A 26204-nucleotide genomic window follows, 5' to 3' on the forward strand; every position below is an offset into this window, starting at 1 on the left:
TTAAAATTTATGTTTCAAAACCGCCGTCCAAAAAATCGGATGAGCCGTTTAAAAAGTCTTTCCATTCAAGCTTTTTTTTAGCCTGTTTTTGCAATACCGAAACAGCAAGTATTCCATTCCCTGTTTGAACTAAAATACCCCGTTTTTTATCTGTTCCCAGTATTGTACCAAATTTTTTATTTTTTGTCATTTCATTTGAAGCCCCATCATATAAATCGGCTTCAATTATGTTTATTTTTTCACCCTTTTTAAAGGTAAAGCAGCCCGGCCATGGGGTAAAGGCTCTTATTTTTCTTTCAATTTCTTGGGCTGACTTTGACCAATCTATAAGCCCGTCTTCTTTTTTTAGCATTGAACAATAAAGAGCTTTCGCCTCTTCTTGAGGTTTTGCCGTTTTTAATTTATTTTCAAAATCAGAAAGCACATCACGCAAAAGCGGGCAGCACTTACCGGAACAATCAGCTAATAGGCTTTCGGTAGTTTCGGAATTGTTTAAAGGAATTTCAAGCTGTCCTAAAATATTTCCCGAATCCGTTTTTTGAGCAAGGGTTTGAATTGTTATCCCGGTAACTCTATCTCCCGCCAGTATAGCTGCAGGAACGGGAGCAGAGCCCCTCCACCTAGGTAAAAGAGAGGGATGAATATTTATTCCGCCCAGCGGAAAAACGGCCATAGTCTTAGGCCCGAAAATTTTACCGTAGGCAAAACAAACCAAAAGATCGGGCTTTAAAGTTATAAGCTCTTTTCTAAATTCTTCATCAAGTTTTTGGGGCATCAAAACAGGAAAATCTTCCGGTAAGGTCCCTTCTTTTATAAGCTCTTTTACTGCAGCCGCTATTTCGGAATCCCGTATCTTTTTGTTCCGCCCTGCCGGAGCCGGAGGATTTGTCAAGACTCCGCAAAGGTCAAATTCTCGAGCTATTAAATTTAAAGCCGGAACGGCACAGGAAGGGGTTCCTGCAAAAAAGATTTTCATCTCAGACGGATCCTCTTTTTTAAAGAAAGAGCCTTTTTATGTTCAAACCTTTCGATCGCCTCGGCTTTTTTTTCTTCACTTAGACGGTCTATAAAAAGGATTCCGTTTAAGTGATCATTTTCGTGTTGAATAACTCTGGCAAGAAGGCCTGATGCATCTATGGTTTTTATTTTGCCCTCAATATCCAAAAACTGAACTCTTACCGAAGACGGACGCATAACATTATCATAGACATTCGGTATGCTCAAACAGCCTTCTTCCATCAAACACATTTCCTGAGATGTTTCGATAATTTCAGGATTTATAAAAATATATTTTTGTTCGTTTATAAATACGATAAAAAGTCTTATGTTTTCTCCTACTTGAGGAGCGGCTAAACCTATTCCGTTTTCTTTTTTTACGGTAACAAACATTTCGTCCACAAGTTTTTTGATATTTTCATCTATTGTTTCAACAGGTTTGGATACTTCCCTTAAAGTTTCCACTCCTAAATATAACACTTTCATAGAGTATAATTATACAAAATAAGAGCTAAGCCGTCAACTATGCGGTAAATTTTTTATCGATGTAGAAATAACGCTTAAAATTTTCCAATCCTTCACTCAAACCCAAAACTCTGTTTCCTATTTTTTAGTGCATATAAAAGTTTTTTCCCCTTATAAAGGGCTTCGGAAATAAAAATCGGAAAAAGTTTAAAAATTTTTAAAAGGCTTTTTTTACCTCCCCTTGCCTTCCAAGAGTAATCCAGCTTTGTCCAAATAGAAAACAAAAGAGGAATGAAAAACAAGAAAAGAGAAAATAAAACCGACATCCTAAGGGGTAATTTTTTTTCCAGAGTTTCCTTTAATTGAAGAGAGCTTGTGGTATTAAAAAAAAGGGAACTTATCTGCATAAGGCAGATGAGTTTTAAGATAAGAAATGTCAAATCTTTTATGCTGCTTTCCGTTTTTATAAAAACTGAAAAAACATGGAGGCTTACAAGAAGCAGACAATAAGGCAGGATAGGTTTAAAATCCCGTAATTGCTCTAAAAACGTGAAGCCTATAAAACGGGCAAAAAAAACAAAAAAACCGAAAAAACGGAACATAATTAGGAAAAAAACAGATCAGGGCTGTAAACCCGAAAAGAAAAAACAGTTTTAAAAGAGGGGACATCTTATATAAAAAGCTCGTTCCCCTCCGGTAAGAAAATAAGGGTCTTATATCCAAATTAAATCCTCCCTCTTTGTATATGAAGTAAGCGGAGGTCTTATACTCCATTCTTTTAGGTTTTGCTTTAAGCCCTCTTCAGCAGTCCCGTCAAAAACCTTTTTCCCCTGATGGAGAACTAAAAACCTATCGGCAAGGGCATAGCATTTTTCAAGCTCGTGGCTTAAAAGAAGAAGGGTATAGTTTTCGGTCTTTAATTCTTTAATAAGGGTGTTGACCTGCACTACCCCTTCATAATCCAAATTTGCATAGGGCTCATCAAAGATGATTACGGGAAACTTCATAGCTAAAATTCCTGCAACACAAAGCCGCCTCTTTTCTCCTCCAGACAAGGAACGGGAAGAATAATAGCGCTTATCCTTTAAGCCGGTTTTTTCCAAGGCTTCTTCCAATCTTTTTTTCCTTTCTTCCTGCGGCAGTTTTATATTTTTTAGCCCGAACATAATATCTTCCTCAGGTGTTTCTCCCAATATCTGTAAGCCGGAGTCCTGAAAAACTATGCCGCATCTTTCTTTTACGTCTAAAATTCCTGATGAGGGTCTTATAAGTCCTGCAATAATCGACATAAGAAGAGTTTTCCCCGAACCGTTTGCCCCCGAAATAAGAAGGCACTCTCCCTTAAAGGCGCTCAAAGAAATTTCGTCCAAGGCCTTAAAATTAACCGTTCCGTCAAAAGAGCTTTGAACAAAGGTCTTGGTTATATTTTTTAAGCTTATAATTTCTTCTTTCATAGTTTAAGAAGATGCCTCTAAAAAATATCTTGCCGTTACGGGACGCAATTTATAAATTAAAGCGGAAACCAATATCATCTTGATAAAATCCCCCGGCAAATAAGGAAGGCAGGCAAGGCTCAAGGCTTCAAAAAGCCCCCTGTTTGTAAGCTGCATAAATCTTGCTATCCCAAAAACATAAATAAGAGCAAAGCCCGAAAAAGAGGCTGCAATTATTTTTAAATAGTTTATTAACTTAATGCTCTTACTTTTCCCTGAAGAAACTAAGGCAAGGTCTTTTGCCCCCGGCCTTCTAAAAAAAATAATCAAAAAAGCGGCTGCTGCGAGATAACCTATTAAAAAGCCTCCCGTAGGCCCTACAAGATGAGCTAGGCCTCCCCTGCCTCCAGAAAAAACTGGAAGGCCGATCAAACCGGCAGTCAAAAAAAGAGCTGTTGAAGCCGTCCCGTAAAGCCCTCCTAAAAGCCCCGATGCCAAAATAGGCATCATGTTTTGAAGCACTATGGGAACGGGAGTCCCGGGGAGCGGAAATGCTATAAAACCGCTTACGGCAATAAGGGCCGCAAAAAGCGGAACAAAAACCGGCATAATCGATAGTTTAAAATTTGAGCTCATATTTTCTCCAAATCAAATTGATAACCAAAATATATAACTAGGGTAACAATTTAAGAGGCCTATGTCAAGGCCATCTTAAGATTTTTATATACACGGAAATCAATATGATTCTTCCCTTGACTTTTTTTTGTAATAGGTTAAAATACCTTTATGAGTGAAATTAAAAATTTTGAATGGGAAGACTCCTTAAGCGTAGGTTATAACACAATCGATTTACATCATAAAAAACTTTTGTCCATAATGGGGCAGTTTAAAGATTTACTTGAGTTGCCGCAAGAAGAATATAAATTAAAAATCGGTAAAGTGATAAAAAATTTATCCGACTACACATATTATCATTTTACCGAAGAAGAAAAAATTATGAAAGAGTATGAGTATCCTGAACTAAAAGAACATACATCCATACATAATTCTTTTATAAAAAAAATAAAGGAAGCGATTGTGCCTCTAGCCTCAGGAAATATCGAAACAGGACGCCAATTCTATGATTTTTTAGGCAGGTGGCTTGTTGAGCACATCGCCGGAGCGGATCATAAGTGGTCGGAATACATCCACCGGAACAATCCTGAAGCCGAATTTTAATCATTTTTCTTGTATTTAAGCCCTACTTATACTCATCCTTTACATAAGAATCGGGTGAGTTTTTTCTTTGTTCCATTAAAGTTTTAAACCAGTCGGGGGCATTCGATAAATCGACCATGCCGGGTAGCTTTTTTTGATAGATATTTAAAAAATCTGCACAGTAAAGGAGCCATAGAACATTACCGTTTTCGCCGACTATTGAAGCATAGTAATGGTGATGTTTATTTTCTGTTTTTAACACCTTTTCCATTCTGGTCCAAAAAATTTCATCATACTCCATCTCTTCCTTGGTGTAGTCAAAAATATTTTCACCTTTTAAAAACTTATTGGGAACCAATATCATTGTACCGTCTTCAGAAAATAAAATTTTATTTACGCTCTTACCATAATAATAGTCTATCTTATAGGTTTCAGGAAGTAAAAGTTCATATTTTGCATTTACAAAGTCGGAAGTTCCTTTAATATAGTCCTTATTTTTATCCCCGCTTCTAGGTGTTGCCCTCAGCCAATATATTTCTTTTATAACTTCGCCGGAATTATCTGCAAAAGAAATTTTAAACTCATAAGATTGAAGGTTTTGTAAATCTTTAAACACATATTTTGTACTTCCATCTGTTATAGTAACTTTCTTAGGATTATTATAGTAACTATCATCAAAACGCTCAATAATAACACCCTTTAAATATTTATTTGTAGTCCATGAAACAACGACTTCCTTGTTTCCGGCTATTACCTTGGCATTTAATGTATTTATGTTAAGCTCTTTTTCGGTTTTACCGTAATTAGGAACGGTTTTGCGGTATGCCAATACTTCTTTAAACCAGTCCGGTGCATTTGTCATATCTACCACTGAAGGAGCCTTATCTTCATAAATATTGATAAAGTCTGCAAGGTATAAAATATAAAGAACATTGCCTCCCCAATCATTAGTCTCAGCAGCATCCCAAGGCCATGTTTTTTTATTTGTGTTTAAGACCTTATTCATTCTGATCCAAAGTTTATCATAAGAATCTGAATTTAGCGATTCAATTTCTTCTTCATCAAAGCCAAATATTTTTTCGGCTTCTTGATAAGACACGGGAAGCATAAGTCTTTTACCGTCTTTTGTAAATTGTATTTTCTCTGAAAGCCCCTCGGTTGTAAACCTTATTTGCTGCTCAGGTCTAAGAAACTTTTGCTCATTTTTTTCGCTAAAATAAGGTTGTTTTTCTCCCTTTCCGCTTTCAAGTGTCTCACATCCTGTAAACAAAGTACCTATAATAATTGTAAATACAGCCAAACTAAAAAAATATTTTTTCATATAAAAACTCCTTATCCTCCCCGCCTGTATTGACAGGCGGAAAGAAGCATTTTTAAAATCTATTTATACTCATCCTTTACATAAGAATCGGGTGAGTTTTTTCTTTGTTCCATTAAAGTTTTAAACCAGTCGGGGGCATTCGATAAATCGACCATGCCGGGGAGTTTTTTTTGATAGATATTTAAAAAATCGGCACAGTAAAGGAGCCATAGAACGTTACCGTTTTCGCCGGCTGATACAGCAAAGTAACTAGTCTGTTTGTCTTCAGTCTTTAACACTTTTTCCATTCTTGTCCAAAAAATATCTTTATACCCCATCACTTCCTTGGTGTAGTCAAAAATATTTTCAGCTTTTAAAAACTTGTTGGGAACCAATATCATTTTTCCGTCTTTAGAAAAGGCTATTTTATTAACATCCCTGCCCCAGTCATAACAACTTATATGATAATCTTCAGTAAGTAAAAGTTCATATTTTGCATTTACAAAGTCGGAAGTTCCTTTAATATAATCCTTATTTTTATCCCCGCTTCTGGGAGTAGCCCTCAGCCAATATGTTTCTTTTATTATCTCGCCGGAATTATCTGCAAAACTAACTTTAAACTTATAAGGTCTAAGATTTTGCAAATCCTTAAACACATATTTTGTACTTCCGTCAGTAATTGTTATTTTTTTACGATTCATATACTCATCATGATACCATTCAATAATAACACCCTTTAAATATTTATTTGTAGTCTATGAAACAACGACTTCCTTGTTTCCGGCTTTTATCTTTGCATTTAATGTATTAATGCTAAAATCTTTTTCGGTTTTACCGTAATTAGGAACGGTTTTGCGGTATGCCAATACTTCTTTAAACCAGTCCGGAGCATTTGTTATATCTACCATTGAAGGAGCCTTATCTTCGTAAACATTGATAAAATCTGCAAGGTATAAAATATAAAGAACATTTCCCGTTCCGTTGTTGGCCGAAGCAACATCCCAAGGCTTTTGTTTTTTATTTGCGTTTAAGACCTTATTCATACGATACCATAATGGATTTCCGGTCGAGGTGTCATTGAGGACTTCAATTTCTTTTTCATCAAAGCCGAAAACTTTTTCGGCTTCTTGATAAGACACGGGAAGCATAAGCCTTTTACCGTCTTTTGTAAATTGTATTTTCTTTGAAAGCCCCTCGATCGTAAACCTTATTTTTTGATCCGGTTTAAGAAACTTTTGCTCATTTTTTTCGCTAAAATAAGGTTGCTTTTCTCCCTTACCGCTTTCAAGTGTCTCACATCCTGTAAACAAAGTACTTACAATAATTGTAAATGCAGCCAAACAAAAAAAATATTTTTTCATCTAAAAACTCCTTTTTGCGGTAATTTTAACCGCAGACTAAACTTACTGCTTAATTTTAAGTCTTTCTATTTCGTTACAACTTAAACCTGTAGCTTTTGAGATATTTTCAACAGATAAACCTATATCAAGCAAGTTCTTTGCAGTTTGCATTACCCCTTCTGTAAAACCTTGTTCTCTTCCAACTTGCATTCCGGCTTGTCTACCTTCTTTCAAGCCCTCTTGTCTACCTTCTTCTAAACCTTCTTGTCTGCCATAATAGCGGGCATCCATTTCAAACCCTGAGATAAAGCGGTATTCGCTTCTCGCTTGTTCATTGCTTTTTAATTTTTCTATCATATTTTCTATCCTATTTTATCGGCTAGAGTCATTTCAAGAAAGGTTTTACACGTTTCTTCATCCTGCATGATTTTGCAAAACATAAAGTCGTCTGCGATGGTTAAATCATCAAACTTTTTCCGCATTTTTAATTACCCCTGTAAATTGATTATATCATAGAATAGGATATTTTTCAATTGTCAGGATAGACTTATTCTCATAGTATTAAACAATATGGTATAATATCGTCATTGGAGGTCTTTATGGCAACAGGAAAAGTACATGATGAACACATCGCAAATATCCTGGGAAAGGAATTTTCTTTAAAAAGACCGGAAGAATTAAGGCTGATTCAGGATGCGGTCTATGTTTTGATGGATGCAACAGTAAAGGATAAAAACGGAAAAAGGCTCAATGAGGCTTTGCAGCGTTTTAGGGATTGGAATATAGCCGACATAAATCCAGATGAAATTGTTGCTCCCGAAAGCTCTGCAAGTACCCACCAATACTATGCCCACAGGGGCTGGGATTATAATTACGAGGTTGAAGGGCTTGCCGAACAGCTAAATACTCAAGAATGGCAAATTTGGAATCTCAAACAAAAAGAGGAATTTAAAACTCATCTTTATAAGAGTCAGCTCCGGTTTAAGCTGGGTAAGGAAATTCTAATTAAAAGCATAAGAGAAATATTCCCGTCTTTTAATATGCAAAAAACAGAGGCTCTTGCCCGTATATTTTATTATACCCATATTTACGGAGACCTCCGCTGGAATTCCCGCTTGGATTATTTGATAGATGTTCCAGAATTTCGTGACGGCCTTATCGGCGGTTTAAGAGATTTTGCAAGTCCTAAGGATAAAGAAAAAATAAATAAGCTCATAAGTAAAATTATGCAGGAATTGCCTGACGGGCTAAAATTCACAATCCCTGCTGACGGCGACAATGCCCCAATCGAAGACTGGAAACATTGCCTGCCGCTGGATCGAGCTATGGAAGCGGTGTTTGAGTATTTTAGTCTGTGTCAAGTTTTTAAAAATTAACCGCAACGGACGCATGTCTTTGCCTATCGAATCGAAAAGACAAAAAAATATTATGTAGCTGTCATTTAGGCGGCATTTGCAGCTCGTACGCAATGTCAGGTTGAAGCGGGTGTTAGACGATTATTAGTTTCAATAAAATTTAACAATTGTTCATAAAGCCGTTTGCTAATATGCCGACCGGAGTCTCTCAAAATCTCTATAGCCTGCTTGATTTCTTCTTTTGAAATAAGAGAATCTTCATAGGCAAGTCCTAAAACTCCGATCGTTCCCATAATTTTAATACCCATGCGAATTGCAACCTCTCGCCCCCTTGCTTCATCCATTAAAAGTAAATCCGCCTTTTTATTATCGGAAAGATAAATCGCTTCACTTTCACCAAAATCAAGACCGGCAGAACGGCGAAGAAGTGAAACATAATTCTCATCTATATCGTCTATCACTTGAATAAAAGTAGTATTTTTTATTATTTCTGCTTCATCTCTATATTTAATATTTCCTGTAAGTTCTGCAAAAACACTTCTTGGAATTTGAACAATTCCAAAAAGTGTTTCAAGCAAATCCAACCGATCAATCTTTAAAAATGAAATAACCGGTGTAGTATCTGAAATTACTATCATACTAGTATCTTTTTAAGAGAACGAAATGTTTGAATATCTTTCATAATATCAGTTATATCCATATCAAAATAGGGAAATCCCATATCATCATATAAATCAATCAAATCAAGTTTTTTTATTCCCAAAATTTCAGCTGCACGACCATGAGAAATTACATTTTTGTAGACATAAGGATATAAAAGGAGTGCATTTCGCTTAAGTACTTCGTTTGATTCACAGCTATAATTGTCTGTAAAATAAATTTTCATATCCTTTGGAACTGTTATCTGAATTGTAGCATATTCCATAAAATCTTCCTCCAAGTAAAAATTACAATATAAAACACATAAGACTTTTTCATAAAATCGCTCAAGTAAGTTTACAATTGAAAAACATATTTTTCACCTTTTGCTTCTCTCCTTAGCGGTGTTTTGCACCGTCCGCCTAACTGTTATTTAGGCCTGCATAATTTTGCAAAACATAAAGTCGTCTGCAATGGTTAAATCATCAGAGTTTTTCCTCATTTTGTACCTTCCCACAGGTAGATTATAACATAAAGTATAGATTTTTTCAATTGTCAAGTTATTTATTCCTCCCCAAGTAGACAATGCCCCAATAGAAGAGCGGAAACACTGCCTCCCGCTGGATAGGACTATGGAGGCGGTGTTTGAGTATTTTAGGAGTTTGCCTCTTGCCGTTAATCAATTTGCCATACTATTTGACAAAAGGGTTCCTTTTTGTTAATATGTAATAACCATTTACACAGTTTTTTGGACAAGGCTTATAATTTTTTTTAATCCATTGACATTTTTTTAATTTTTTACTATACTATATCTAGTTAATATTTTTTAATAGACTACTAATACAGAAAAATCAAGCTTTTGATTTTTCGCCTTTAAATAATAAAAGCACCAATAGAATTATTCCCATAATATTAAACAATGTGTTATAATATTGAACTAATAGCGCTATGCAGGGTTTTCTACCTGCATAGCCTGATTTTAACACACTTGTTGTAGAAATTTTATGAAACAAGCAATTTTACTTGGAGGTATTTATGGCAACAGGAAAAGTACATGATGAACACATCGCAAATATACTGGGAAAAGAGTTTTCTTTAAAAAGACAGGAAGAATTAAAGCTGATTCAGGATGCTGTCTATGTTTTAATGGATGCAACCGTAAAGGATAAAAACGGAAAAAGACTCAATGAGGCTTTGCAGAGTTTTAGAGATTGGAATATAGCCGACATAAATCCAGATGAAATTGTTGCTCCCGAAAGCTCTGCAAGTACCCACCAATACTATGCCCACAGGGGCTGGGATTATAATTACGAGGTTGAAGGGCTTGCCGAACAGCTAAATACTCAAGAATGGCAAATCTGGGATCTCAAACAAAAAGAGGAATTTAAAACTCATCTTTATAAGAGTCAAGTCCGGTTTAAGCTGGGTAAGGAAATTTTAATTAAAAGCATAAGAGAAATATTCCCATATTTTAATATTCAAAAAACGGAGGCTCTTGCCCGTATATTTTATTATACCCATATTTACGGAGACTTGCGTTGGAATTCCCGCTTGGATTATTTGATAGATGTCCCAGTCTTCCGTGACGGCCTTATCGGCAGTTTAAGAGACTTTGCAGATCCTAAGGACAAGGAAAAAATAAATAAACTAATAGATAAAATTATGCAGGAGTTGCCTGACGGGCTAAAATTCACAATCCCTGCTGACGGCGACAATGCCCCAATCGAAGACTGGAAACATTGCCTGCCGCTGGATCGAGCTATGGAAGCGGTGTTTGAGTATTTTAGTCTGTGTCAAGTTTTTAAAAATTAACCGCAACGGACGCAAAGATGCTTGCCGCTTTTAGGTGGCAAGCTACGCAAAGGGGGATTGGAATGATATGTTTAAATTAAATTTTAGACACTATTAACCATGTCTTGATATTTTTTCACTGTTTTTTGTATATTTTCTTCTAATTCTTTAGATGATTTTTTATCAGGAAACATGGTATATTCATTAATCCCTTTTTTATATAATGCCTTTAAAATATTTTTTTTAGCATTTTTATCAATAATTATTTTGTAGTCTTTTATAAGCCAATCGTTATAAATCTTTTTTTTAGCGGTAAATAAAGATAAACCAAAAAGAAAAAAATACCCCTGTTGCTGAATTATTCTTTGATTATTTTGTTTTGCCTTAACACATAAGACAGTATTTAGGTCACTGTCTTCAATATCGTTGTCAAAAAAATTAGTTTTTTCTTCTTGTATTACATGAGTCAATTCATTTGTGTTAGATTTTCGATATGAAGGCATTTTACATAAATTACTTAAAATAGAGACTTTATCACTGTCATAATATTTTATCTCATCATACGGTATAGAAAAAATGAGAACTTCACCATCCTTATTATAATTACCACAACATGCAAAGTAAAGAGCAATTAAGGGATCCATAGTTATATCCATCAAACGGGTAGGTAAACCAAAATGTTGCATTTTGACAAGTTTTTCCAGAGCTGTTCTATCATTTACAAATTCATTGTGATTTTCAATGACAGTATCTTTAAAGAGTCTATCTTCCACATCCAATAAACCATTCTCACGCAAAAGACTTGGTACAATTTTATATTTTCGATCCCCATGTCCCCTGAAAAAGAGCTGATTAAAAGGATTACAATAGTTAAAATCTATCATGTTCAACTCAGCTTCAAACTGAAATAAGGATGAAACTCTATGCTCTTTTTTGCACAGAGCTTCTTTTTCTTTTATTAATTCAAACATACTTATACCTCAGTTAATAAAATATCAAATACATCTTTTTTATTCAATTTCAATATATACTATATTTACAATAGGAGAAAACCCTTTATTAGATCTTTTTATCTTTAATCCATTCATAACGCAATTTTTTATATCATCAAATGTATAATATGTTTTATCAGTTTGTTTCTTATATTTATTTGTTTCCATTTTTTTATTTTGCAAACAAAAAATTTTATCTTCATTAAATTGAGTTAAGAATATTTCCTCATACTTACGCGATATAGTAATGGATAATACAAGGATTTTTTTGTTAGTTATTTCCATCCAATCTATAAATAATTGTTCTCCGATATCCTGTGTCCAGCTTTTATATTCTTTTTCATTCACATCATTCATCAATATGCTCTGTGTTTCTTTATTTTCAAGTAATATTGTAAGTATGTCTATAGGAATATTAAATGAATTTTTTGCAGATAAAACAGTATTTTTATATAAATCACATACACGCAATATAGTATCTATGTACGTTTTATTAGCAAGCAAGATTTTTTTTTGATGTATTATTTTTTAATAAATTTCTAATTAGTGTCATATGTATATTATATTTTTCTATTAATGACAACTTATTATAATTATAACTCTCACATATTTCTAATATTTTTTTAACACAGATATCTGGAGTTTTCAAAGAACGATCAAGCATTTCATTTATTTTATTTTCAATAAATATTTCAAAATCAATTTCTGTAGATAAAATATTATTAATTATATTTTTTTTACAAATTTAAAAATGAACTTTCAGTTATTAAATTATCTGTAGGATTTTTTATAATATATTGTATCTTTTTTGGAACATGATTTATAATATTTGTTTCATCAAAGCTTGCATTTTTATTACATTTTGTATAGGCGGCTATAATTTTTTTTTCCTCAATATTTGAAAATCGGATGTCAAAAACCATGATTAATTGCATTGCCAAATATAGATCACACTGATTTATATCAATTTCTACGATTTTTTCCAAATAGTCCATAAAACCACCAGCGATAAGCCATTTTTCCAATTTTTTATTTTTGTATGCTTCAAGTATATAGTCTAAAGAAAAATTTTCTTTCAAAGTTGCTATATCAGTTATATTTTTACCATTAATTTGAAGATTGATATCTAATGTCATAAACACCTCAAAAATAATATAAATTATTCTTTTTCCAAAAAAATCAAAGTTTTATATTTAGAATTACTTATTTTTATAAAATTTAACATCAAAAGTTTATCAATATACTTTTTCTGTGTATATTTAGGTTTTAAATGTATGTGTTTTGAAATTTCTTTTAAATCCTTTTCTTGTATCATGAAGTTTAATATTGTATCAAACCGTTTTAATCTTTTTCTTACCCTTATATAATTAAATTTTCTATCATAGTTGATATTTAAATTAAGTAATTTACATTTTTCAGATTCCGTCAAATTTCTATATCCTTTAAATAAATCTAAGTCTTTTACTAGAAATACAATACTACAATCATCTATAGTTGCTTGACATATAATAGATTCAAATGTTTTTACAAGCATATTTTCTAATTCATTTTTTGGTATTAAAATTAATAAATTCATTATCTTCTTTATACTATTTGAAATCTTTTTTTCAGCCTTTTGATACAAAGAATTTTCACTTCCATCAGACATTAAAACAAAACCTTCTATATCATTAATTGAACCTTTTATTATTTTCATTGAGTCCATAACATTAATGGATGTTGTAAATACAGTAGTATTGATAAATTCACCATTTTTTGGCTCAGAGGCAACTTTTAGTTCTTCTTTTTTTAAATATCCTATGACACCATCACCTATATGACCAATTATATATAGCCCTTTCTTTATAGCAACAAATAATAAAGTTGATGCTAGATCATTTATATTACAATTCAATGTATCTGCCTTATGTTGTAATTTTATCAATATATCATTAACTAAGTTTTTTTTACTAGCATACCATTTGATTCAGAAAAATACTTGTCAAATTTATCGCATAAATTATTACAAATATATTCTGTTATAAATTCGGCACCATAGTGAGAAAGTCTAGCAGAACCAGATCCATCTGCTAAAGCAATAACATATGTATCTTTATCATACAATGAGAAGATTTTATCTTGACAAGGTATATTATTTTTTATATGACCTTTACCTTGCACAGCACATGACAATGAATTCCACATAATTATACTCCATAAATAAATGTTTATTTATATGATCTTTGTTAATCTAATATACCCCAACCATCAGTAGGATCAAGCTTTACACTCTCACCCGGGATTGATTGTGAAACTTTTGAAATGCTCATACTTAGCCATAAAAAAAATTCTTCGAATTTAAGAGTTTTTAATTTTAAAGCAGAACGTTTTGGCGAGAATTTATTAAGAATTTGCCTATCAACCTCATTTCCTATGGCAATTGGAAAAACCGTAAGCTTTCCTTGATTAACCATTAAGGATGTTCGTTCTATAGCACTATTTAACTCATTTTCATCTCCATTAGGCACACCATCTGTCATCAAAACAAGCCATGGTTTATAGGAGTCAATACCTTTATCTTTATACTCACGTTTTCTTAACTCCAACAAGTCAAGAGCTAAATTTACTCCTTCCCCCATTGCTGTATTCCCAGATGCTTCAAGTTCCAATATATCATTTTGCCTCTCAATGTTTTCAAAATCTAAAATACATTTTGCCGTATCATTAAAAGTAACAATACAAATTTCTGCAGAATATAAAGCGATTTCATCATTACGAATAGAAGAAAAAAAACACTTAATTCCATCTAACAATGCAGATATTCTAGTTTCACCACCATCTACCACACTCCATTCTCGACCATCCTTATATATTGTTTCTCCTGTTTCAATATACGAACCACCTTCTACAGCATTCATAGAATCACTTGTATCCAAACATAAACATATAGGAATACGTGCTGTTGGATTATCCACTAAATCATCAATAATTACCATTCCATCATTTTTCATATAAATCTCCTATTTTATTAAAAAATATTTATAAATTTTGTATTTTTTTATATCTTGTTGGAAAAAGTTCTTCTGACATTTTATCTTGTTCTCCATATTTACCACTATCAAGCAATGATAAATAATATTTAAAAAGAGATAACCACTTATCTACAGAGAGCCTATTATACTCTGATGAATAGTCTCCATTTTTTCTAAAAGTATTATAAAATGCATATTTTAAATCATATGTTAAATGGCTCCATATAAATCGCCATGCTCCATCCGGAGTTTTTTTGTTTGAATTATCTCCAAGAGGGTAGGAAAAATCCATATTCATTATATTCGTTATAGGATCATCTCCTCCTTGTTGTGAATATGGTGGTTTACCTGGAAGCATAATCATAAATAATAGTGTTGCTACAGCAAAATTTTCATTTCCTATAGTTCTTAAAAAATCCGGAAAATGTTTTCGCTGTATTTCAGGAGCCGTATAATTAATAGTACCTACAGGACATGGAAAATTTGCAACTTGATAACTATCCACATCTACAAAATATACTTGAGTAGGTGAAACAACTAAAATATTATTTGGGTTAATATCTCCTATAATTACATTTCTATCATGAAGATACTTAATTTTTTCTAATATAGTAATACATAATTGTACCGTATCTCTCTTTCTCCAATTAGGAAAATATTTAAAAAAAAGAGGCTTTATAAATATAGACTTTTGCAATTCTTTCCCTTTTGCATATGGCATTAAGTATCCTACAAACTCTACACTTAAATTTAAAATCATGCATATCGGATAACATATCCCATCATATTTTATTTTCTTAGTTAACATCAATTTAATTTTTTCAAATTTTCTTATTGTAATTGCCTCTTTTCGATATATTTTAGCAACATACCTATCATCATTTACAGTATAAATGGCCCCTTCTCCTCCATAAGCTATTTTTTCTTTTAACGTCAGTATCACATTTGAGTTTTCTAAATAAATATTATCATTTTCCTTTGGAATATAAGATATATCTAGCTGCGTTGATGGTAAATTTGTCACACTATCAAATGCTGTAATATTGTCATATTTATTATTTTTTTTTCGCTTTGCATGATCTTTTTGGATATTGTTACCTCTGCTATTATTTTGCCATTTAAACGAATCCAATAAGCCATCACTTCTTATTCGTTTTACAAGCACCTTATATGCATTCACCGATCTATCTTCATTACGACGCTCAATATCTTTTGCAAGATTATTATCTTGTGTAATTAATAATAATGGATATTGTATACGATGTTGCGTAAGGCGTGTCAAGAATAAGTTATCAGCAAAACCATCTCCTTTATCATACCGTATACTAATTAATTGTTTTTTCTTTAGCACACCAAGTAATTTTTTAGTTTCTTTGGCTTTTTTTGCAAGAGATTGGTTGTCTAAATTTTTTTCATGTCTTTCTATTTCTTCAATGCATTTATACGGTATTGTTATTTTTTTATTATACTTCTCAAGAAACTCCATCGCATAACTCCAAAATATATATGATGAAGGTTCTAATAAACTACATGTATCTATAAATATATATTTAGTTTTAATATAATTTTCAAGTTTTCTGATAGCTTTTTTTCTTTTACTATCATCTACAGAATTAGAATTTATCATAAAAATAGTCTCCTCATAAATTTACCCCTAAATATAAATAAAATTTCTCAATATGAATAAAAATACTCTTTTTTTTATTATTTTGAAGTAATAATTACCTATATAACTAATATAATACGACACTAATCACCAATCCTATAGACTACCTAAATACCATATTACCACACCGCCATGGAAATCAATTTTGTAATATTTTTTTGATAAAAGATATATCCATGAGAGCTTTAAACATAATGTGTGACAAAGAAGATTTAGGTGCATTTTTTTGTTTGTATCGCGAGACCAAATTTAACGCCACTTTCCGTCCTATGTTCAAGGCTTGTTGTAGATTTTTATCTAAAAGCCGACAAAAGTCTTCTCTAAAATGAACATCTAATAACCAATGCATGGTTTCTACAACCCATTCTTTTCTTGCTATATCCAATAGCTGTTGAGCTGTAAGTTTTCTGCTCGAAATATAATAATGCCATTCATCACTCTTTCCTTTCTTACTCTTAAACTCTGAATGAATAGCTCCAATACAGCTTAACCCCTCCCATTCATCTGTATTATCCATCCAACCTAAATTAGTTGTGCAGAAGGCTGTTCGCTTTTCAACTCTTTCACGATTTTTTTCACTTTTACAAGCTGTTTCCATTTGTTTTCTTAAAATTTCATCTTGAACATATTCTTCAATATCCGTTTTTAGTAAAGGCTGGTTCCTTTTTACCGACAGTAAATAGTCCCCTTTTCCCTCTTTTATGATTTTTGCCGTTTCTTTTTGACAATTTAAGGCATCTGCAACGATTATATGCCCTTTTATATTAAGAGTTTTTATAAGAGCTTGAACCGTAGGTATCTCGTTTGTCTTTCCTTTAACACATTTTTGTGCCAATGTTATACCAAATTCTGCAACTTGTGCAGAGACTATGTGCAGCGGACTTTCATAGCTGCTCATTTTATCTGTTGAACGGATAGTTTTTCCGTCTATCGCTATTGTAAGAGGCTTTTCTGTACCGTATTCTTTGATAAGAGCTTCAGCCATATTCATAAAACATTCGTTTAATGAGTCTATGTTTATCAATTTAAGTAGACAGGTTAGCCAATAATAGCAAGGTATTTTCTCTATTCCGAATTCTTTACGAAGTTTTTCTTTTATAATATCTTCAGTTGCCCACTCGTGTATCTCTCTAATATTTTTACGTCCACAAAGAAGTCCAAGTAGTAATATTTTTAAAGCTTCCTTTACGCTGTAAAAATATCCGTCGTGATTGCTAATTATTTTGATGTCGTTAAAGTAATCAAATATATTTTCTATTTCCATACCTTCATTATCGGCAGTTTTTAGCAAAATTGATTTCCGTGCCACACCGCTTACTGTAATAGACACAGCATTTACTAACATATTTTGATAAATTTTACCTTAAATTGTATAATAAATCAAATTATATTCATTTTTGTAAATTCTGTCAAGCAAAAATCTCTGATTGTCAAGAACTGTATAAATTATAAGAGGTATTGCCCAAAAATACCATTTTTTATTAAATTCAGGTATATATTTGATTGTCTGTTTTATAGCCAAATATCCCGTATAGGATAATGATTTATCCAATCCTTTAATTGACTTTTACCTAAAAATATAGTAACATATCAGATATACATACAGGAGGCTGAAATATGAGCTTTTTGAGTTATAATTTCCCTTTGAATGATAATGAGTTGGTTTATTGTAGCGAATGTGGTTGCCATATTCCGCCTGAATATTTTGAAGACGAGGGATGTTGCGATTGTTGTGATAAGACACTATGCGATGATTGCTATAACGAATTATACGGAAGATATAATGGCCGGACTATTTGTAAAAGTTGTTTTTATGATATGAATGGACGTAACCCCACGGAAGAAGATTATGATGACGATGATGATGATTAGGATTGATGTTAGGTATATGTATAACTATAACAACTTTGAAGATTTGTCTATTCTTTAGAATGTAAACGCCACTCTTCTAGTGTTTTTTAGCAAATAATATTATATATGATTTATAAACATAATATTTGTAATAATTAAATAATACTACAGGGATTAAAACTTAAATATTGAAGTATAAATAAAAATAACATATGAAATGGATCAGATTAAAAAAAATTATAAAAAAAAGCCATAGTTGATTATAAATCAACTATGGCAAAGTATTATTTTATAATAAATTACAAGGTATTACCATGACCTATCACTTTTCTCAGTTGGAGCCCCCCTTCTTCGCTTCTCTTCATCAGAAAACTCATATGGCATCCAAGTTTTTTTGCTTTATGACCAATAATCATAACCAAATGGCCTTTCTGTAGCATTACGATTTTTTGGATTAAAAATCTCTTTTTCTCCAAATGAATTTATAAATTCTATTAAATCCATAACGCAAATCCCTCCTAAAACTTTTCTAGCAACTTTTAAAGTAAATTAGACAAACCATCAGATGTTGGTCTTTTTGGGGGTTCGTTTATATATATTCCCTCTACCAAACATAGGCTCCCAAAGTTTATTAATCTCATCAAGAGGTTTTGTTCCATTTAACTTAGCTTTTTTCCATCCTGTATCAATAATCCGATTACCGATGTCATTAAGGCACTCAGTATACTTAGCCATTATAGACTCCTAAAATATTATATAGATATTACTATCAATATTATAAAAAAGTATTAATACGACTATTATATATATTACATTATATGTAAATAAACGAATTTTGTCAATAGAAAATTATAAAATTTCTCCAAAATAATTTAAATTTTAAAATTTATTGTCTATGCGGATAGAAGTTTTTCTCAAAATATATTATACTCATACTGTCTATACTTCATATTTTTTATAAATTCTTCAGGAGTCTTATCAGTATATATAGCTTATACTTTCTAAATCACTTTCATTTATAATACCGGTTAATTCTTTAACAAGAGGAGAAATTTCCGGTATTTTGACGGTTTTACTTATTAAATCTTGAAAAATCTCCCTTATCAGTGCCAGATTGTACAAAATGATAATCTTATCGGCGGTGCCGCCTGTCGAGATATTGTTTTTTTCGCACCATTCGGAAAATTCTTTTATAGCTCTTTCTTGAGCCGGTTTATCCTCTATGCAAAGGAGACTGTAAGCTTTTTTTTGTACCTCAAGTAGGGCTTTTTCGCCCTTGCGCTTTATAATTGTAGTATCGCAGGTAGTTTCAATCATCTTAACAATAATTTTTACAAAGTCCCCGCCTTCTGAAAAAGTTTTTTTATAGAGGGGTAGCCAATTTTGAAAGTGTTCTGCAAAGCCTGAAAGGGCTAAGCCCCTCACTCCCCCGCTCCCTAAATTATTAAAGGCTTGTAAAGAAGCCGGGGAGCAGGCTTTAAGCTCAAAATCTTTTTTTAAGGGACGAGAAAAATCTGCAATTTCTTTGCTTAAATCGGTGAAGGCTTTTTTTTCTTTTATTATACGGAAGGTGCAGGCATTTAAGATAAGAAGCAAAAATAAGGCACCCTTATAGGTGTTTACCCCGCCCGTTAAATCGAAAAGTTTTTTTTCTTGTTTTTTTCCGTATTCACGCAGGGCTTCAAAGGATTCGCAATCTTTTTCACTTAAATTTTTAATTGCACTCCCTATTAGGGGAATACATTTTAGCATGAGTAAAAAATCCATATCCTTGTGGGAGCCTTGAGAATTAGCTGTAACACAGCCGAAGCCTAATGGACGGCAAAGCTCTGCAAGGAGGGAGCTTTCGGTTAAATTACCCAAAAGCTCAAAAATATCCCCGTCGTAAGACTGGTCGTTAGACAGGTCGTCGTCCGATTTTTTGAAAGACCAATCTTCATGAACTTTTTTTAAGATAAAATTCATTATTTCTTTTTGGGAATGAGCACGGCTCCTCGCACAGATCACGGCATCTTTTTCGCATAAAAAACATTTCCGCCTCTTATTATTTTGGGGGAAATCATTACGCGAAAAAAGTTTTTCCGCAGTTAAAACATCGATATCGGCAAGACGGCCAAGGGATTCATCATCTTCAATTTTTATGCTCAAAGCTTTCACTTCCAAGGGCGGAGCATCTACAATCAAAAAAAAGATTAAGCCTTCTTCATCGGTGTAGGAATGAAAAATTTTTATAGGGGCCATCTTTTTTTTACATTCCAAAAAAATGCGGTATACAATCCAATTCGATTCGATTGAGCCCTTTTTTCCGCCCGGAATATTGGCCCTGATTACTACAAGTGTTTTAAAAGGAAAACGGCTTAAAAGTTCTTTTTCAAAGGAGTCGGTTTTTTCTCTTTTTTCCAATAAAGATAAACTCATCTTTTCTCCGGTATCAATTAGTCTTTTGTTTTAAAGACCTTAAAAAATTATAAGTCGTTTCGGGTAAAAAGGATCGGACATCTTCAAGACTATTATTTTGAAATGCCTTTCGAACTTGCGTTGCGGAAATAATTTGCTGATTTTGAGTTTTTTTACGCTCAATTATTTTTACCTCACATTGAGGAGGAAGCTCATTCAATAAAGTTTGATTATATATTTCGGTACTCGGGTCTAAGGGTTCTTCTCCCAAAAAGCGAATTTTAATATTAAAAAGAGGTACAAAGTATTTTAAAAATATCCTTGCATCAAGCTGGGTTTGATTTTTACTTATTAAACTTTTTTCTTTTAAAAAATAGGACGGAAATGTCGCCCCGCTTATTAAAAATTGAGATGAGGGAAGCACTACTACATTTTTTAAGTCTTCCGTATTTTTTTTGATAAGCATAAAACGGTCATTAAAAGAAAAAAAACTTTTGTCGGTCTCAACGGCAAAAACAAAAAGGAGGCTCTGGCTTCCGCAATAGTCTAAGGCTTTTTCTATTAAATATCTGTGGCCGAGGGTAAAGGGATTTGCATTCATAACTATGGCTGCATTTCCCTCATCGCTTATACCGTAAGGTATACCGTCAGGGCAATAAGGAAAAAGCTCATTCTTTAAAACCTCCTCTACGGTTTTTTCTCCCCTGTATAATAAGGAAGAATCATCCGATGAGGCTAAGTTTATAAAACCTGCCCCCGTAAAAAAAGAAACGCTTGATCTTTTTGTAAATATAAAAAAGAACTTATAACCTTCTCCGTAAGCGTCTTTTAAGAGGGCAGAAAGAATCTCATCGGTAAGACCGAGGCCTTTAAATTCATCTTTTACGGCAAAGCATTTTAAGATATTTTTTTCCCGCCCTCCGCAGGCGGCCAAATTGTCGGCTTCATCAAAAATGCCGTAAACACTTTCAAGGGAGTCCGCAATAAGGCCGTTTTCTTTTAAAAGAGCTGTAAATTTTTCTTTTTGACTTTTAAGCTCTAGGTTAATTTTTTGTAAATTAGTCATCTACCTTTAGTTTAGGCTTTTTAGGTATTCTTCACGTCCCAGTTTATAAAGGTTGTTCCCCTTGGAATCGATTATGCAGGTTACGGGAAAGTCTTCAACATAGAGCTTACGGACAGCTTCAGCTCCCAAATCTTCATAGCAGATAACTTCGGCCGATTTAATTCGGCTTTTAATCAAGGCAGCGGCTCCTCCGATGGCGGCAAAATAACAAGCTCCATGTTCTATTATTTTTGCAACTACCTCATCGTTTCTCTTTCCTTTTCCGACCATAGCCATAAGCCCCTCATCTAAAAGCTGAGGTGTATAGGCATCCATTCGGTAACTGGTTGTAGGCCCTGCAGAACCTATGGGCTCTCCGGGCTTTGCAGGACTCGGACCTACATAGTACATGACAGCCCCCTTTACATCTATGGGGAGTTTTTCTCCCTTTTCTAAAAGTTCGCATAGGCGTTTGTGAGCTGCATCTCTTCCCGTATAAATATAGCCGTTCAATAAAACAATATCTCCGGCCTTAACATCTTTTAAATCTTCCCTTGTAAATGGTGTTGTAAGTTTTTTCATCTCAGACATTTTTCCTTCCTCCCTTATAAAGTAACTTCCTTATGGCGTGTTGCATGACAGTTTATATTTACACAAATAGGAAGACCTGCAATATGTGTGGGATAGGTTTCGATTAAAACCCTTAAAGCCGTAGTCTTACCTCCGTAACCTTGGGGGCCTATACCTAAGGCGTTGACTTTCTCAAGCATTTCTTTTTCGAGGTTAGCATAGAAAGGATCGGGATTATAACTATCCATCGGTCTCATCAAGGCTTTTTTTGCTATTAAGGTTACCTTATCTACGGTACCGCCTATTCCGACACCTACAACTATGGGAGGACAGGGGTTAGGCCCTGCAAGTTCTACAGTTTCCAATATGAATTTTTTTACCCCCTCAAGGCCGTCGGAGGGCTTAAGCATTGCAAGGCGGGACATATTTTCGGAGCCGAAACCCTTGCCTGCAAACATAATATGAAGTTTATCGCCGGGTACAATATTATAGTGGATTACTGCCGGTGTATTATCCTTTGTGTTTACCCTATTGTAAACTGGATCGGCAACAACGGATTTTCTTAAATAACCTTCCGTGTAGCCCTGTCTTACACCCTCATTTATAGCATCTTCAATGTATCCGCCTTCAATGTGAACATCTTGCCCAATCGTAACGAAAATTACAGCCATTCCCGTATCCTGGCACATGGGCGAATTCGTATTTTTTGCAATATCGGCATTTTCTATAATTTGATCGAGTGTATCACGGGCTAAGCTCCACTTTTCGGCTTCCCGCGACATCTTTAAACTTGTCAATACATCTTGCGGAAGATAATAGGCGGCCTCAATAGCCATCCTCTTAACTTCTTCCGTAATTTTTTTTGCTTCTACAATGTGCATACTCAAAAATACCCCCAAAAGTTATTCTTGGGGGTAATTATAGAACATTAAAAGTTTACTGTCAATTGATGCGGAAATACTTATAGCTTAATTGTTTCTACCATGTAGCGGATGGAGTTTCCCATTTTATCATATTGATGTTTTTCTATTACAAAGATGAGGCTTGTGTTTGTGTTATCGATAATTACCTTTTTTATTGCGTAGTCCCGTACACCTGATCTGGTTTTTCCTTTTAGGCCGGCTTCTTTTTTTATCTTATTACCGTTAGGTTTTATGATTTCAACTTCAATATAAAAAGATGCTTCTAAATTGGATTTTTTATCCTTGTACAGCATGACCTTATACTCATCATTGGTTTCAAAGTCCTTAAAAATCAAGGTTGTTTCGTTTATTGTAGAGTCTGTAGCCGAATAAATAGCCCTACCCTCATTTTTATCGCTTATCTTCCATTTTAAAAGGGAAGGATTAGCCCTATCCAAAAGGCTTAAAAATATATTTTTACTGTCTTTATCGGCAGTCTCAGATGTCGGACTTGTTATAAAGCGTCCTGAAGGCAAAAAGTTGTTTGCTTCTACATCAATGCAATATATTTCTGCATAAGCACGATAGGTTTCATCGGTCAAGCCGTATTGGCCGAAAGCAAATTTACTTCCATCAGGTGAAAAACCTAAATTCGAAAAGGTTGCAATATCGCCTGCAAACAGAAAAAAAGAACAAAGAATAAAACAAAAAGAAATCAGAGCTTTACGCATAATACACCTCTCATCTATTCTAAAATATCGGCTTAAAAAAAAAGAACTTAAGAAATCATTTGGATAAAGCGGCTTTTAAAATTGAGATAAAGCCGGCTTTCAAAATTTGGATAAAGCCGGCTTTTAAGATTTTGATAAAGCCGGTTCTTTTTTTGTAAAGCTGTACATAGTTTTAAGGGCTGCGAGGGGGCCGATTACCGAAATAAGGGCAAAGGTCAAAAGAAAGCAAACAAATGTCCAAAGAAAAGAAGGGTTTAAAAAAGGCATCTTCATTCCTGTAACAATTGCCTGATTAAATAAAAACATAATCAAACATGAAAGAACCGTTCCTATAATTGCTCCCGACATACTTATCATAAGAGATTCTAAAACCGCAAGTTCAAATAACTTCTTTTTGGTACTTCCTATTATCCTCAACATTCCGAATTCTTCTTTACGCTCATTAAAAATCGAAGAAAAAGAAACAGCCAACACGATAAATGAAAGAAGCCATAAGATCGCAATAAGGATATAAACATAGACATTTAAGCTTGAAATACTTGAAGATATATTCGTCATCATCCTCTTTGATATTAAAGGATAAATTTCTTCTCCCTTAAATTCTTCTCTTATCTTTTTAGCTACCTCACCTGCATCGTATCTCGGATTAATCCTTACCATGACACTTGAAATCAAATTTTCATTTTTTGCAACAGGATGCTGCATAATTCTTTCGTACTCTTTTGCAAGCTTCCTTGCATTTTCTATTGTCATAAAAATGGAATTATCAAAGCCCATTCCTGTTTTGCTCAAACGTCCGGCAATTACAAAAGGCTGATTAAAAAATTTTACTTGGGAATTATAATCACCTGACACATTACTTCCGGCTACAATTTGATTATCTAAAAGGGGTAGTTTTATCTGTTTTTTAAGCCAAGGCTTTACATTAAAATCGGAATCAAAATCGATACCGATAATCTGCAAAGGAAATGAACAGCAGCCTGCAGAGAGGGTTGCAATAAAAAGCTGAGGAGATGCAAGTTCGACTCCTTCAATTTTTTTTACTCGTTCTACAACTTCAGTATCAAAATAAAAACTATTAGGCTCCCCCCTCAATAAGGCATTTTCAATCTTTGAATCATAGCCTTGGGGGACGACAATAATATCCGCACCAAGGCGGTTTGATAGAGACACCATTCCGCCCTTTAAACTTTTTACCAAAAAACTGCCTGCAAAAAGGCTAAAGGCTAAAACAGCAGTAAGAATAATTAGGCTTGCAGTTCTAAAAGGTTTTCTTTTGATATTCAATTTTGCAAGCTCATAGGCGGTCAGTTTTTTTGTTTGTAAATTCTCCATAGTTTTTTAGAGGTTTCCTTAATTTTCTTTTGCATTTTGCATTGCATTTTGCATTGCACCCCGTAATGCATTTTCAACTGCGTCCTTAAATAGTTTATAAGAAATTGAAGCACCGGCTATTACATCAACTTCATCGATATTTTGAGTTTCAACCAATTTTTGACCGTACTCCGCCGATCTTAAAACAGAGGCTTGAGCAATTTTATAAAGGCCTATATTTTTTATAACTCCGTCAACTTTTCCGTATTCAGGCCCTTTTAGATTTCCGTTTTTTTCATAAGACAAAAACGTACACTCAACAATCTTACCCTCTTCAATTTTTATTTTAACTTCGGCTGTTCCGCCCCAATCGTCTTTAATACTTGAAAGAGCCGTATAAACACCGTCTTTATATTTTATGCTTTTCTTTGTTTCCGTTTTTGAACAGGAAAAAATACAGATAACACATAGTGCAAAAAAAATAATTTTATAATTTTTCATACATTATCTCCTCTTGACGACCTTACCCTGCTCATCTTTTCAATTCTTGCTATTTTACCGTGCTCAAGAACAACCATCCTTTCAGCCTGATCTGCAACCTCAGGATCGTGGGTTACAACTATGATTGTACTTCCTGCATTATGGAGTTTTTCAAAAATTTCCATTACAAGTTTTTCATTTTTTTCGTCTAAGTTCCCCGTAGGTTCATCGGCAAGCAGGAGCTTTGGATGATTTATTAAAGCACGAGCAATGCAGACACGCTGCTGTTCTCCTCCCGATAATTGATTGGGCAGATGCTTGGCTCTTTCTTTTAAGCCCACACTTTCAAGGGCTTCAAGAGCTTCCTTTTCATCGGGAATACTGTGATAGTACTGAGCCATCATTACATTTTCAAGGGCTGTAAGATAGTTTACAAGATGAAATTGTTGAAAAACCAAACCTATCATATCCCGCCTGACTATCGTCAATTCTTTAGAAGAAAGTTTTGAAATGTCTTGACCTGCCAAATCAATTTTTCCTAAAGAAGGCTTATCCATACAGCCGATTATGTTCATCAATGTGGTTTTACCTGAACCCGAAGGCCCCATTATCGAAAGCCACTCTCCTTCTTCAACCGTCAAATTTATTTTATCAAGTGCTTTAAGATCTCCATATATTTTAGAAATTTCGGTTAAGGTTAAAATATTCATAAATTCAAATTCTCCTTAA

Annotated in this window: 31 protein-coding genes and 1 pseudogene; 4 read left to right on the top strand and 28 right to left on the bottom strand. The window is 33.6% G+C overall.

Going from position 1 to position 26204, the window contains the following annotated elements; genetic code table 11:
* Nucleotides 1–7: 7 nt before the first annotated feature.
* The 5 genes and pseudogenes from fmt to JO40_RS11010 all read right to left on the bottom strand — a co-directional run bounded on the left by fmt (nt 8) and on the right by JO40_RS11010 (nt 3530).
* Nucleotides 8–976, bottom strand: a complete 969-nt coding sequence (gene fmt, locus JO40_RS10990) for a methionyl-tRNA formyltransferase (RefSeq protein ID WP_044979373.1) — start codon at nt 974–976, stop codon at nt 8–10.
* Nucleotides 973–1482 carry a peptide deformylase gene (def, locus tag JO40_RS10995; RefSeq protein WP_044979374.1) on the bottom strand — a complete coding sequence of 170 codons (510 nt, stop codon included), beginning with the start codon at nt 1480–1482 and terminating at the stop codon, nt 973–975. Before def ends, fmt begins: the two co-directional genes overlap by 4 nt.
* Before the next feature lie 92 nt (nt 1483–1574).
* Nucleotides 1575–2130, bottom strand: a pseudogene (locus JO40_RS11000) (hypothetical protein).
* Nucleotides 2131–2174: 44 nt separating this feature from the next.
* Entirely contained in the window at nt 2175–2915 is a 741-nt protein-coding gene (locus JO40_RS11005) for an energy-coupling factor ABC transporter ATP-binding protein (protein ID WP_044979375.1), read from the bottom strand.
* Between the two features lie 3 nt (nt 2916–2918).
* Entirely contained in the window at nt 2919–3530 is a 612-nt protein-coding gene (locus tag JO40_RS11010) for a biotin transporter BioY (RefSeq protein WP_044979377.1), read from the bottom strand.
* Between the two features lie 150 nt (nt 3531–3680).
* On the opposite strand from JO40_RS11010, the gene JO40_RS11015 reads away from it, so the two are divergent.
* Nucleotides 3681–4112 (top strand): bacteriohemerythrin, encoded by a 432-nt coding sequence (locus JO40_RS11015; RefSeq protein ID WP_044979378.1) that lies wholly within the window; start codon nt 3681–3683, stop codon nt 4110–4112.
* 22 nt (nt 4113–4134) lie between these two features.
* Here the strand turns inward: JO40_RS11015 and JO40_RS14140 are convergent, their stop codons facing one another.
* Genes JO40_RS14140 through JO40_RS11035 form a run of 4 tightly spaced genes read right to left on the bottom strand, consistent with a single transcriptional unit; the run spans nt 4135 to nt 7088 of the window.
* Nucleotides 4135–5412: a hypothetical protein gene (locus tag JO40_RS14140; RefSeq protein ID WP_175575940.1), complete on the bottom strand. Its 1278-nt coding sequence runs from the start codon at nt 5410–5412 to the stop codon at nt 4135–4137.
* Nucleotides 5413–5471: 59 nt separating this feature from the next.
* On the bottom strand, nt 5472–6092 hold the full coding sequence (locus JO40_RS14145) for a hypothetical protein (RefSeq protein WP_175575941.1): 621 nt from the start codon (nt 6090–6092) through the stop codon (nt 5472–5474).
* 54 nt (nt 6093–6146) lie between these two features.
* Complete coding sequence (locus JO40_RS11030; RefSeq protein WP_175575942.1) at nt 6147–6752, bottom strand: hypothetical protein; 606 nt, start codon at nt 6750–6752, stop codon at nt 6147–6149.
* A 42-nt stretch (nt 6753–6794) separates the two neighbouring features.
* Nucleotides 6795–7088 (bottom strand): RpnC/YadD family protein, encoded by a 294-nt coding sequence (locus JO40_RS11035; RefSeq protein WP_049992362.1) that lies wholly within the window; start codon nt 7086–7088, stop codon nt 6795–6797.
* Nucleotides 7089–7330: 242 nt separating this feature from the next.
* On the opposite strand from JO40_RS11035, the gene JO40_RS11040 reads away from it, so the two are divergent.
* Entirely contained in the window at nt 7331–8107 is a 777-nt protein-coding gene (locus JO40_RS11040) for a hypothetical protein (protein WP_044979379.1), read from the top strand.
* 95 nt (nt 8108–8202) lie between these two features.
* Here JO40_RS11040 and JO40_RS11045 read toward each other — a convergent pair whose 3' ends face one another.
* Both JO40_RS11045 and JO40_RS11050 read right to left on the bottom strand, forming a co-directional pair.
* Complete coding sequence (locus JO40_RS11045) at nt 8203–8724, bottom strand: PIN domain-containing protein (protein WP_044979381.1); 522 nt, start codon at nt 8722–8724, stop codon at nt 8203–8205.
* On the bottom strand, nt 8721–9011 hold the full coding sequence (locus tag JO40_RS11050) for a hypothetical protein (RefSeq protein WP_049992363.1): 291 nt from the start codon (nt 9009–9011) through the stop codon (nt 8721–8723). The genes JO40_RS11045 and JO40_RS11050 overlap by 4 nt, the downstream gene beginning before the upstream one ends.
* A gap of 749 nt (nt 9012–9760) precedes the next feature.
* Between JO40_RS11050 and JO40_RS11055 the strand changes: the two genes are divergently transcribed.
* Nucleotides 9761–10537, top strand: a complete 777-nt coding sequence (locus JO40_RS11055) for a hypothetical protein (protein ID WP_044979382.1) — start codon at nt 9761–9763, stop codon at nt 10535–10537.
* An 83-nt stretch (nt 10538–10620) separates the two neighbouring features.
* Here JO40_RS11055 and JO40_RS11060 read toward each other — a convergent pair whose 3' ends face one another.
* The 8 genes from JO40_RS11060 to JO40_RS13200 form a co-directional block, all read right to left on the bottom strand.
* A complete protein-coding gene (locus JO40_RS11060) occupies nt 10621–11487 on the bottom strand; it encodes an FRG domain-containing protein (RefSeq protein ID WP_044979383.1) in 867 nt (288 codons plus the stop codon).
* Between the two features lie 39 nt (nt 11488–11526).
* Nucleotides 11527–11979: a hypothetical protein gene (locus JO40_RS11065; protein WP_044979384.1), complete on the bottom strand. Its 453-nt coding sequence runs from the start codon at nt 11977–11979 to the stop codon at nt 11527–11529.
* 266 nt (nt 11980–12245) lie between these two features.
* Nucleotides 12246–12644: a hypothetical protein gene (locus JO40_RS11070; protein ID WP_044979385.1), complete on the bottom strand. Its 399-nt coding sequence runs from the start codon at nt 12642–12644 to the stop codon at nt 12246–12248.
* A gap of 23 nt (nt 12645–12667) precedes the next feature.
* A complete protein-coding gene (locus JO40_RS11075) occupies nt 12668–13402 on the bottom strand; it encodes a protein phosphatase 2C domain-containing protein (RefSeq protein ID WP_276324836.1) in 735 nt (244 codons plus the stop codon).
* 41 nt (nt 13403–13443) lie between these two features.
* Nucleotides 13444–13692: a protein phosphatase 2C domain-containing protein gene (locus tag JO40_RS15100; RefSeq protein ID WP_201771184.1), complete on the bottom strand. Its 249-nt coding sequence runs from the start codon at nt 13690–13692 to the stop codon at nt 13444–13446.
* A gap of 41 nt (nt 13693–13733) precedes the next feature.
* On the bottom strand, nt 13734–14498 hold the full coding sequence (locus JO40_RS11080) for a vWA domain-containing protein (protein WP_044979386.1): 765 nt from the start codon (nt 14496–14498) through the stop codon (nt 13734–13736).
* A gap of 28 nt (nt 14499–14526) precedes the next feature.
* Nucleotides 14527–16146, bottom strand: a complete 1620-nt coding sequence (locus tag JO40_RS11085; RefSeq protein ID WP_049992364.1) for a protein kinase domain-containing protein — start codon at nt 16144–16146, stop codon at nt 14527–14529.
* A gap of 178 nt (nt 16147–16324) precedes the next feature.
* Entirely contained in the window at nt 16325–17494 is a 1170-nt protein-coding gene (locus tag JO40_RS13200) for an ISAs1 family transposase (RefSeq protein ID WP_245608866.1), read from the bottom strand.
* 308 nt (nt 17495–17802) lie between these two features.
* On the opposite strand from JO40_RS13200, the gene JO40_RS11095 reads away from it, so the two are divergent.
* Complete coding sequence (locus JO40_RS11095) at nt 17803–18057, top strand: hypothetical protein (protein WP_044979387.1); 255 nt, start codon at nt 17803–17805, stop codon at nt 18055–18057.
* Between the two features lie 540 nt (nt 18058–18597).
* On the opposite strand, the gene JO40_RS13910 is transcribed toward JO40_RS11095, so the two are convergent.
* The 9 genes from JO40_RS13910 to JO40_RS11135 form a co-directional block, all read right to left on the bottom strand.
* Nucleotides 18598–18771: a hypothetical protein gene (locus JO40_RS13910; protein ID WP_158506578.1), complete on the bottom strand. Its 174-nt coding sequence runs from the start codon at nt 18769–18771 to the stop codon at nt 18598–18600.
* A 243-nt stretch (nt 18772–19014) separates the two neighbouring features.
* Nucleotides 19015–20454 (bottom strand): citrate lyase holo-[acyl-carrier protein] synthase, encoded by a 1440-nt coding sequence (gene citX, locus JO40_RS11100; RefSeq protein ID WP_044979388.1) that lies wholly within the window; start codon nt 20452–20454, stop codon nt 19015–19017.
* A 13-nt stretch (nt 20455–20467) separates the two neighbouring features.
* Nucleotides 20468–21499: a nucleotidyl transferase family protein gene (locus tag JO40_RS11105; protein WP_044979389.1), complete on the bottom strand. Its 1032-nt coding sequence runs from the start codon at nt 21497–21499 to the stop codon at nt 20468–20470.
* A 6-nt stretch (nt 21500–21505) separates the two neighbouring features.
* Nucleotides 21506–22069, bottom strand: a complete 564-nt coding sequence (locus JO40_RS11110) for a Fe-S-containing hydro-lyase (RefSeq protein ID WP_002669045.1) — start codon at nt 22067–22069, stop codon at nt 21506–21508.
* Between the two features lie 14 nt (nt 22070–22083).
* Nucleotides 22084–22929, bottom strand: a complete 846-nt coding sequence (locus JO40_RS11115) for a fumarate hydratase (protein ID WP_044979390.1) — start codon at nt 22927–22929, stop codon at nt 22084–22086.
* An 80-nt stretch (nt 22930–23009) separates the two neighbouring features.
* Nucleotides 23010–23681, bottom strand: a complete 672-nt coding sequence (locus JO40_RS11120; RefSeq protein WP_044979391.1) for a DUF2259 domain-containing protein — start codon at nt 23679–23681, stop codon at nt 23010–23012.
* A gap of 123 nt (nt 23682–23804) precedes the next feature.
* On the bottom strand, nt 23805–25016 hold the full coding sequence (locus JO40_RS11125) for an ABC transporter permease (protein WP_044979392.1): 1212 nt from the start codon (nt 25014–25016) through the stop codon (nt 23805–23807).
* 18 nt (nt 25017–25034) lie between these two features.
* Nucleotides 25035–25496 carry an FMN-binding protein gene (locus JO40_RS11130; RefSeq protein WP_044979393.1) on the bottom strand — a complete coding sequence of 154 codons (462 nt, stop codon included), beginning with the start codon at nt 25494–25496 and terminating at the stop codon, nt 25035–25037.
* Complete coding sequence (locus JO40_RS11135) at nt 25493–26185, bottom strand: ABC transporter ATP-binding protein (protein WP_044979394.1); 693 nt, start codon at nt 26183–26185, stop codon at nt 25493–25495. Before JO40_RS11135 ends, JO40_RS11130 begins: the two co-directional genes overlap by 4 nt.
* Nucleotides 26186–26204: the final 19 nt, after the last annotated feature.

Origin of the sequence: Treponema putidum, assembly GCF_000755145.1 — a bacterium.
Taxonomy (GTDB): Bacteria; Spirochaetota; Spirochaetia; order Treponematales; family Treponemataceae; genus Treponema_B; species Treponema_B putidum.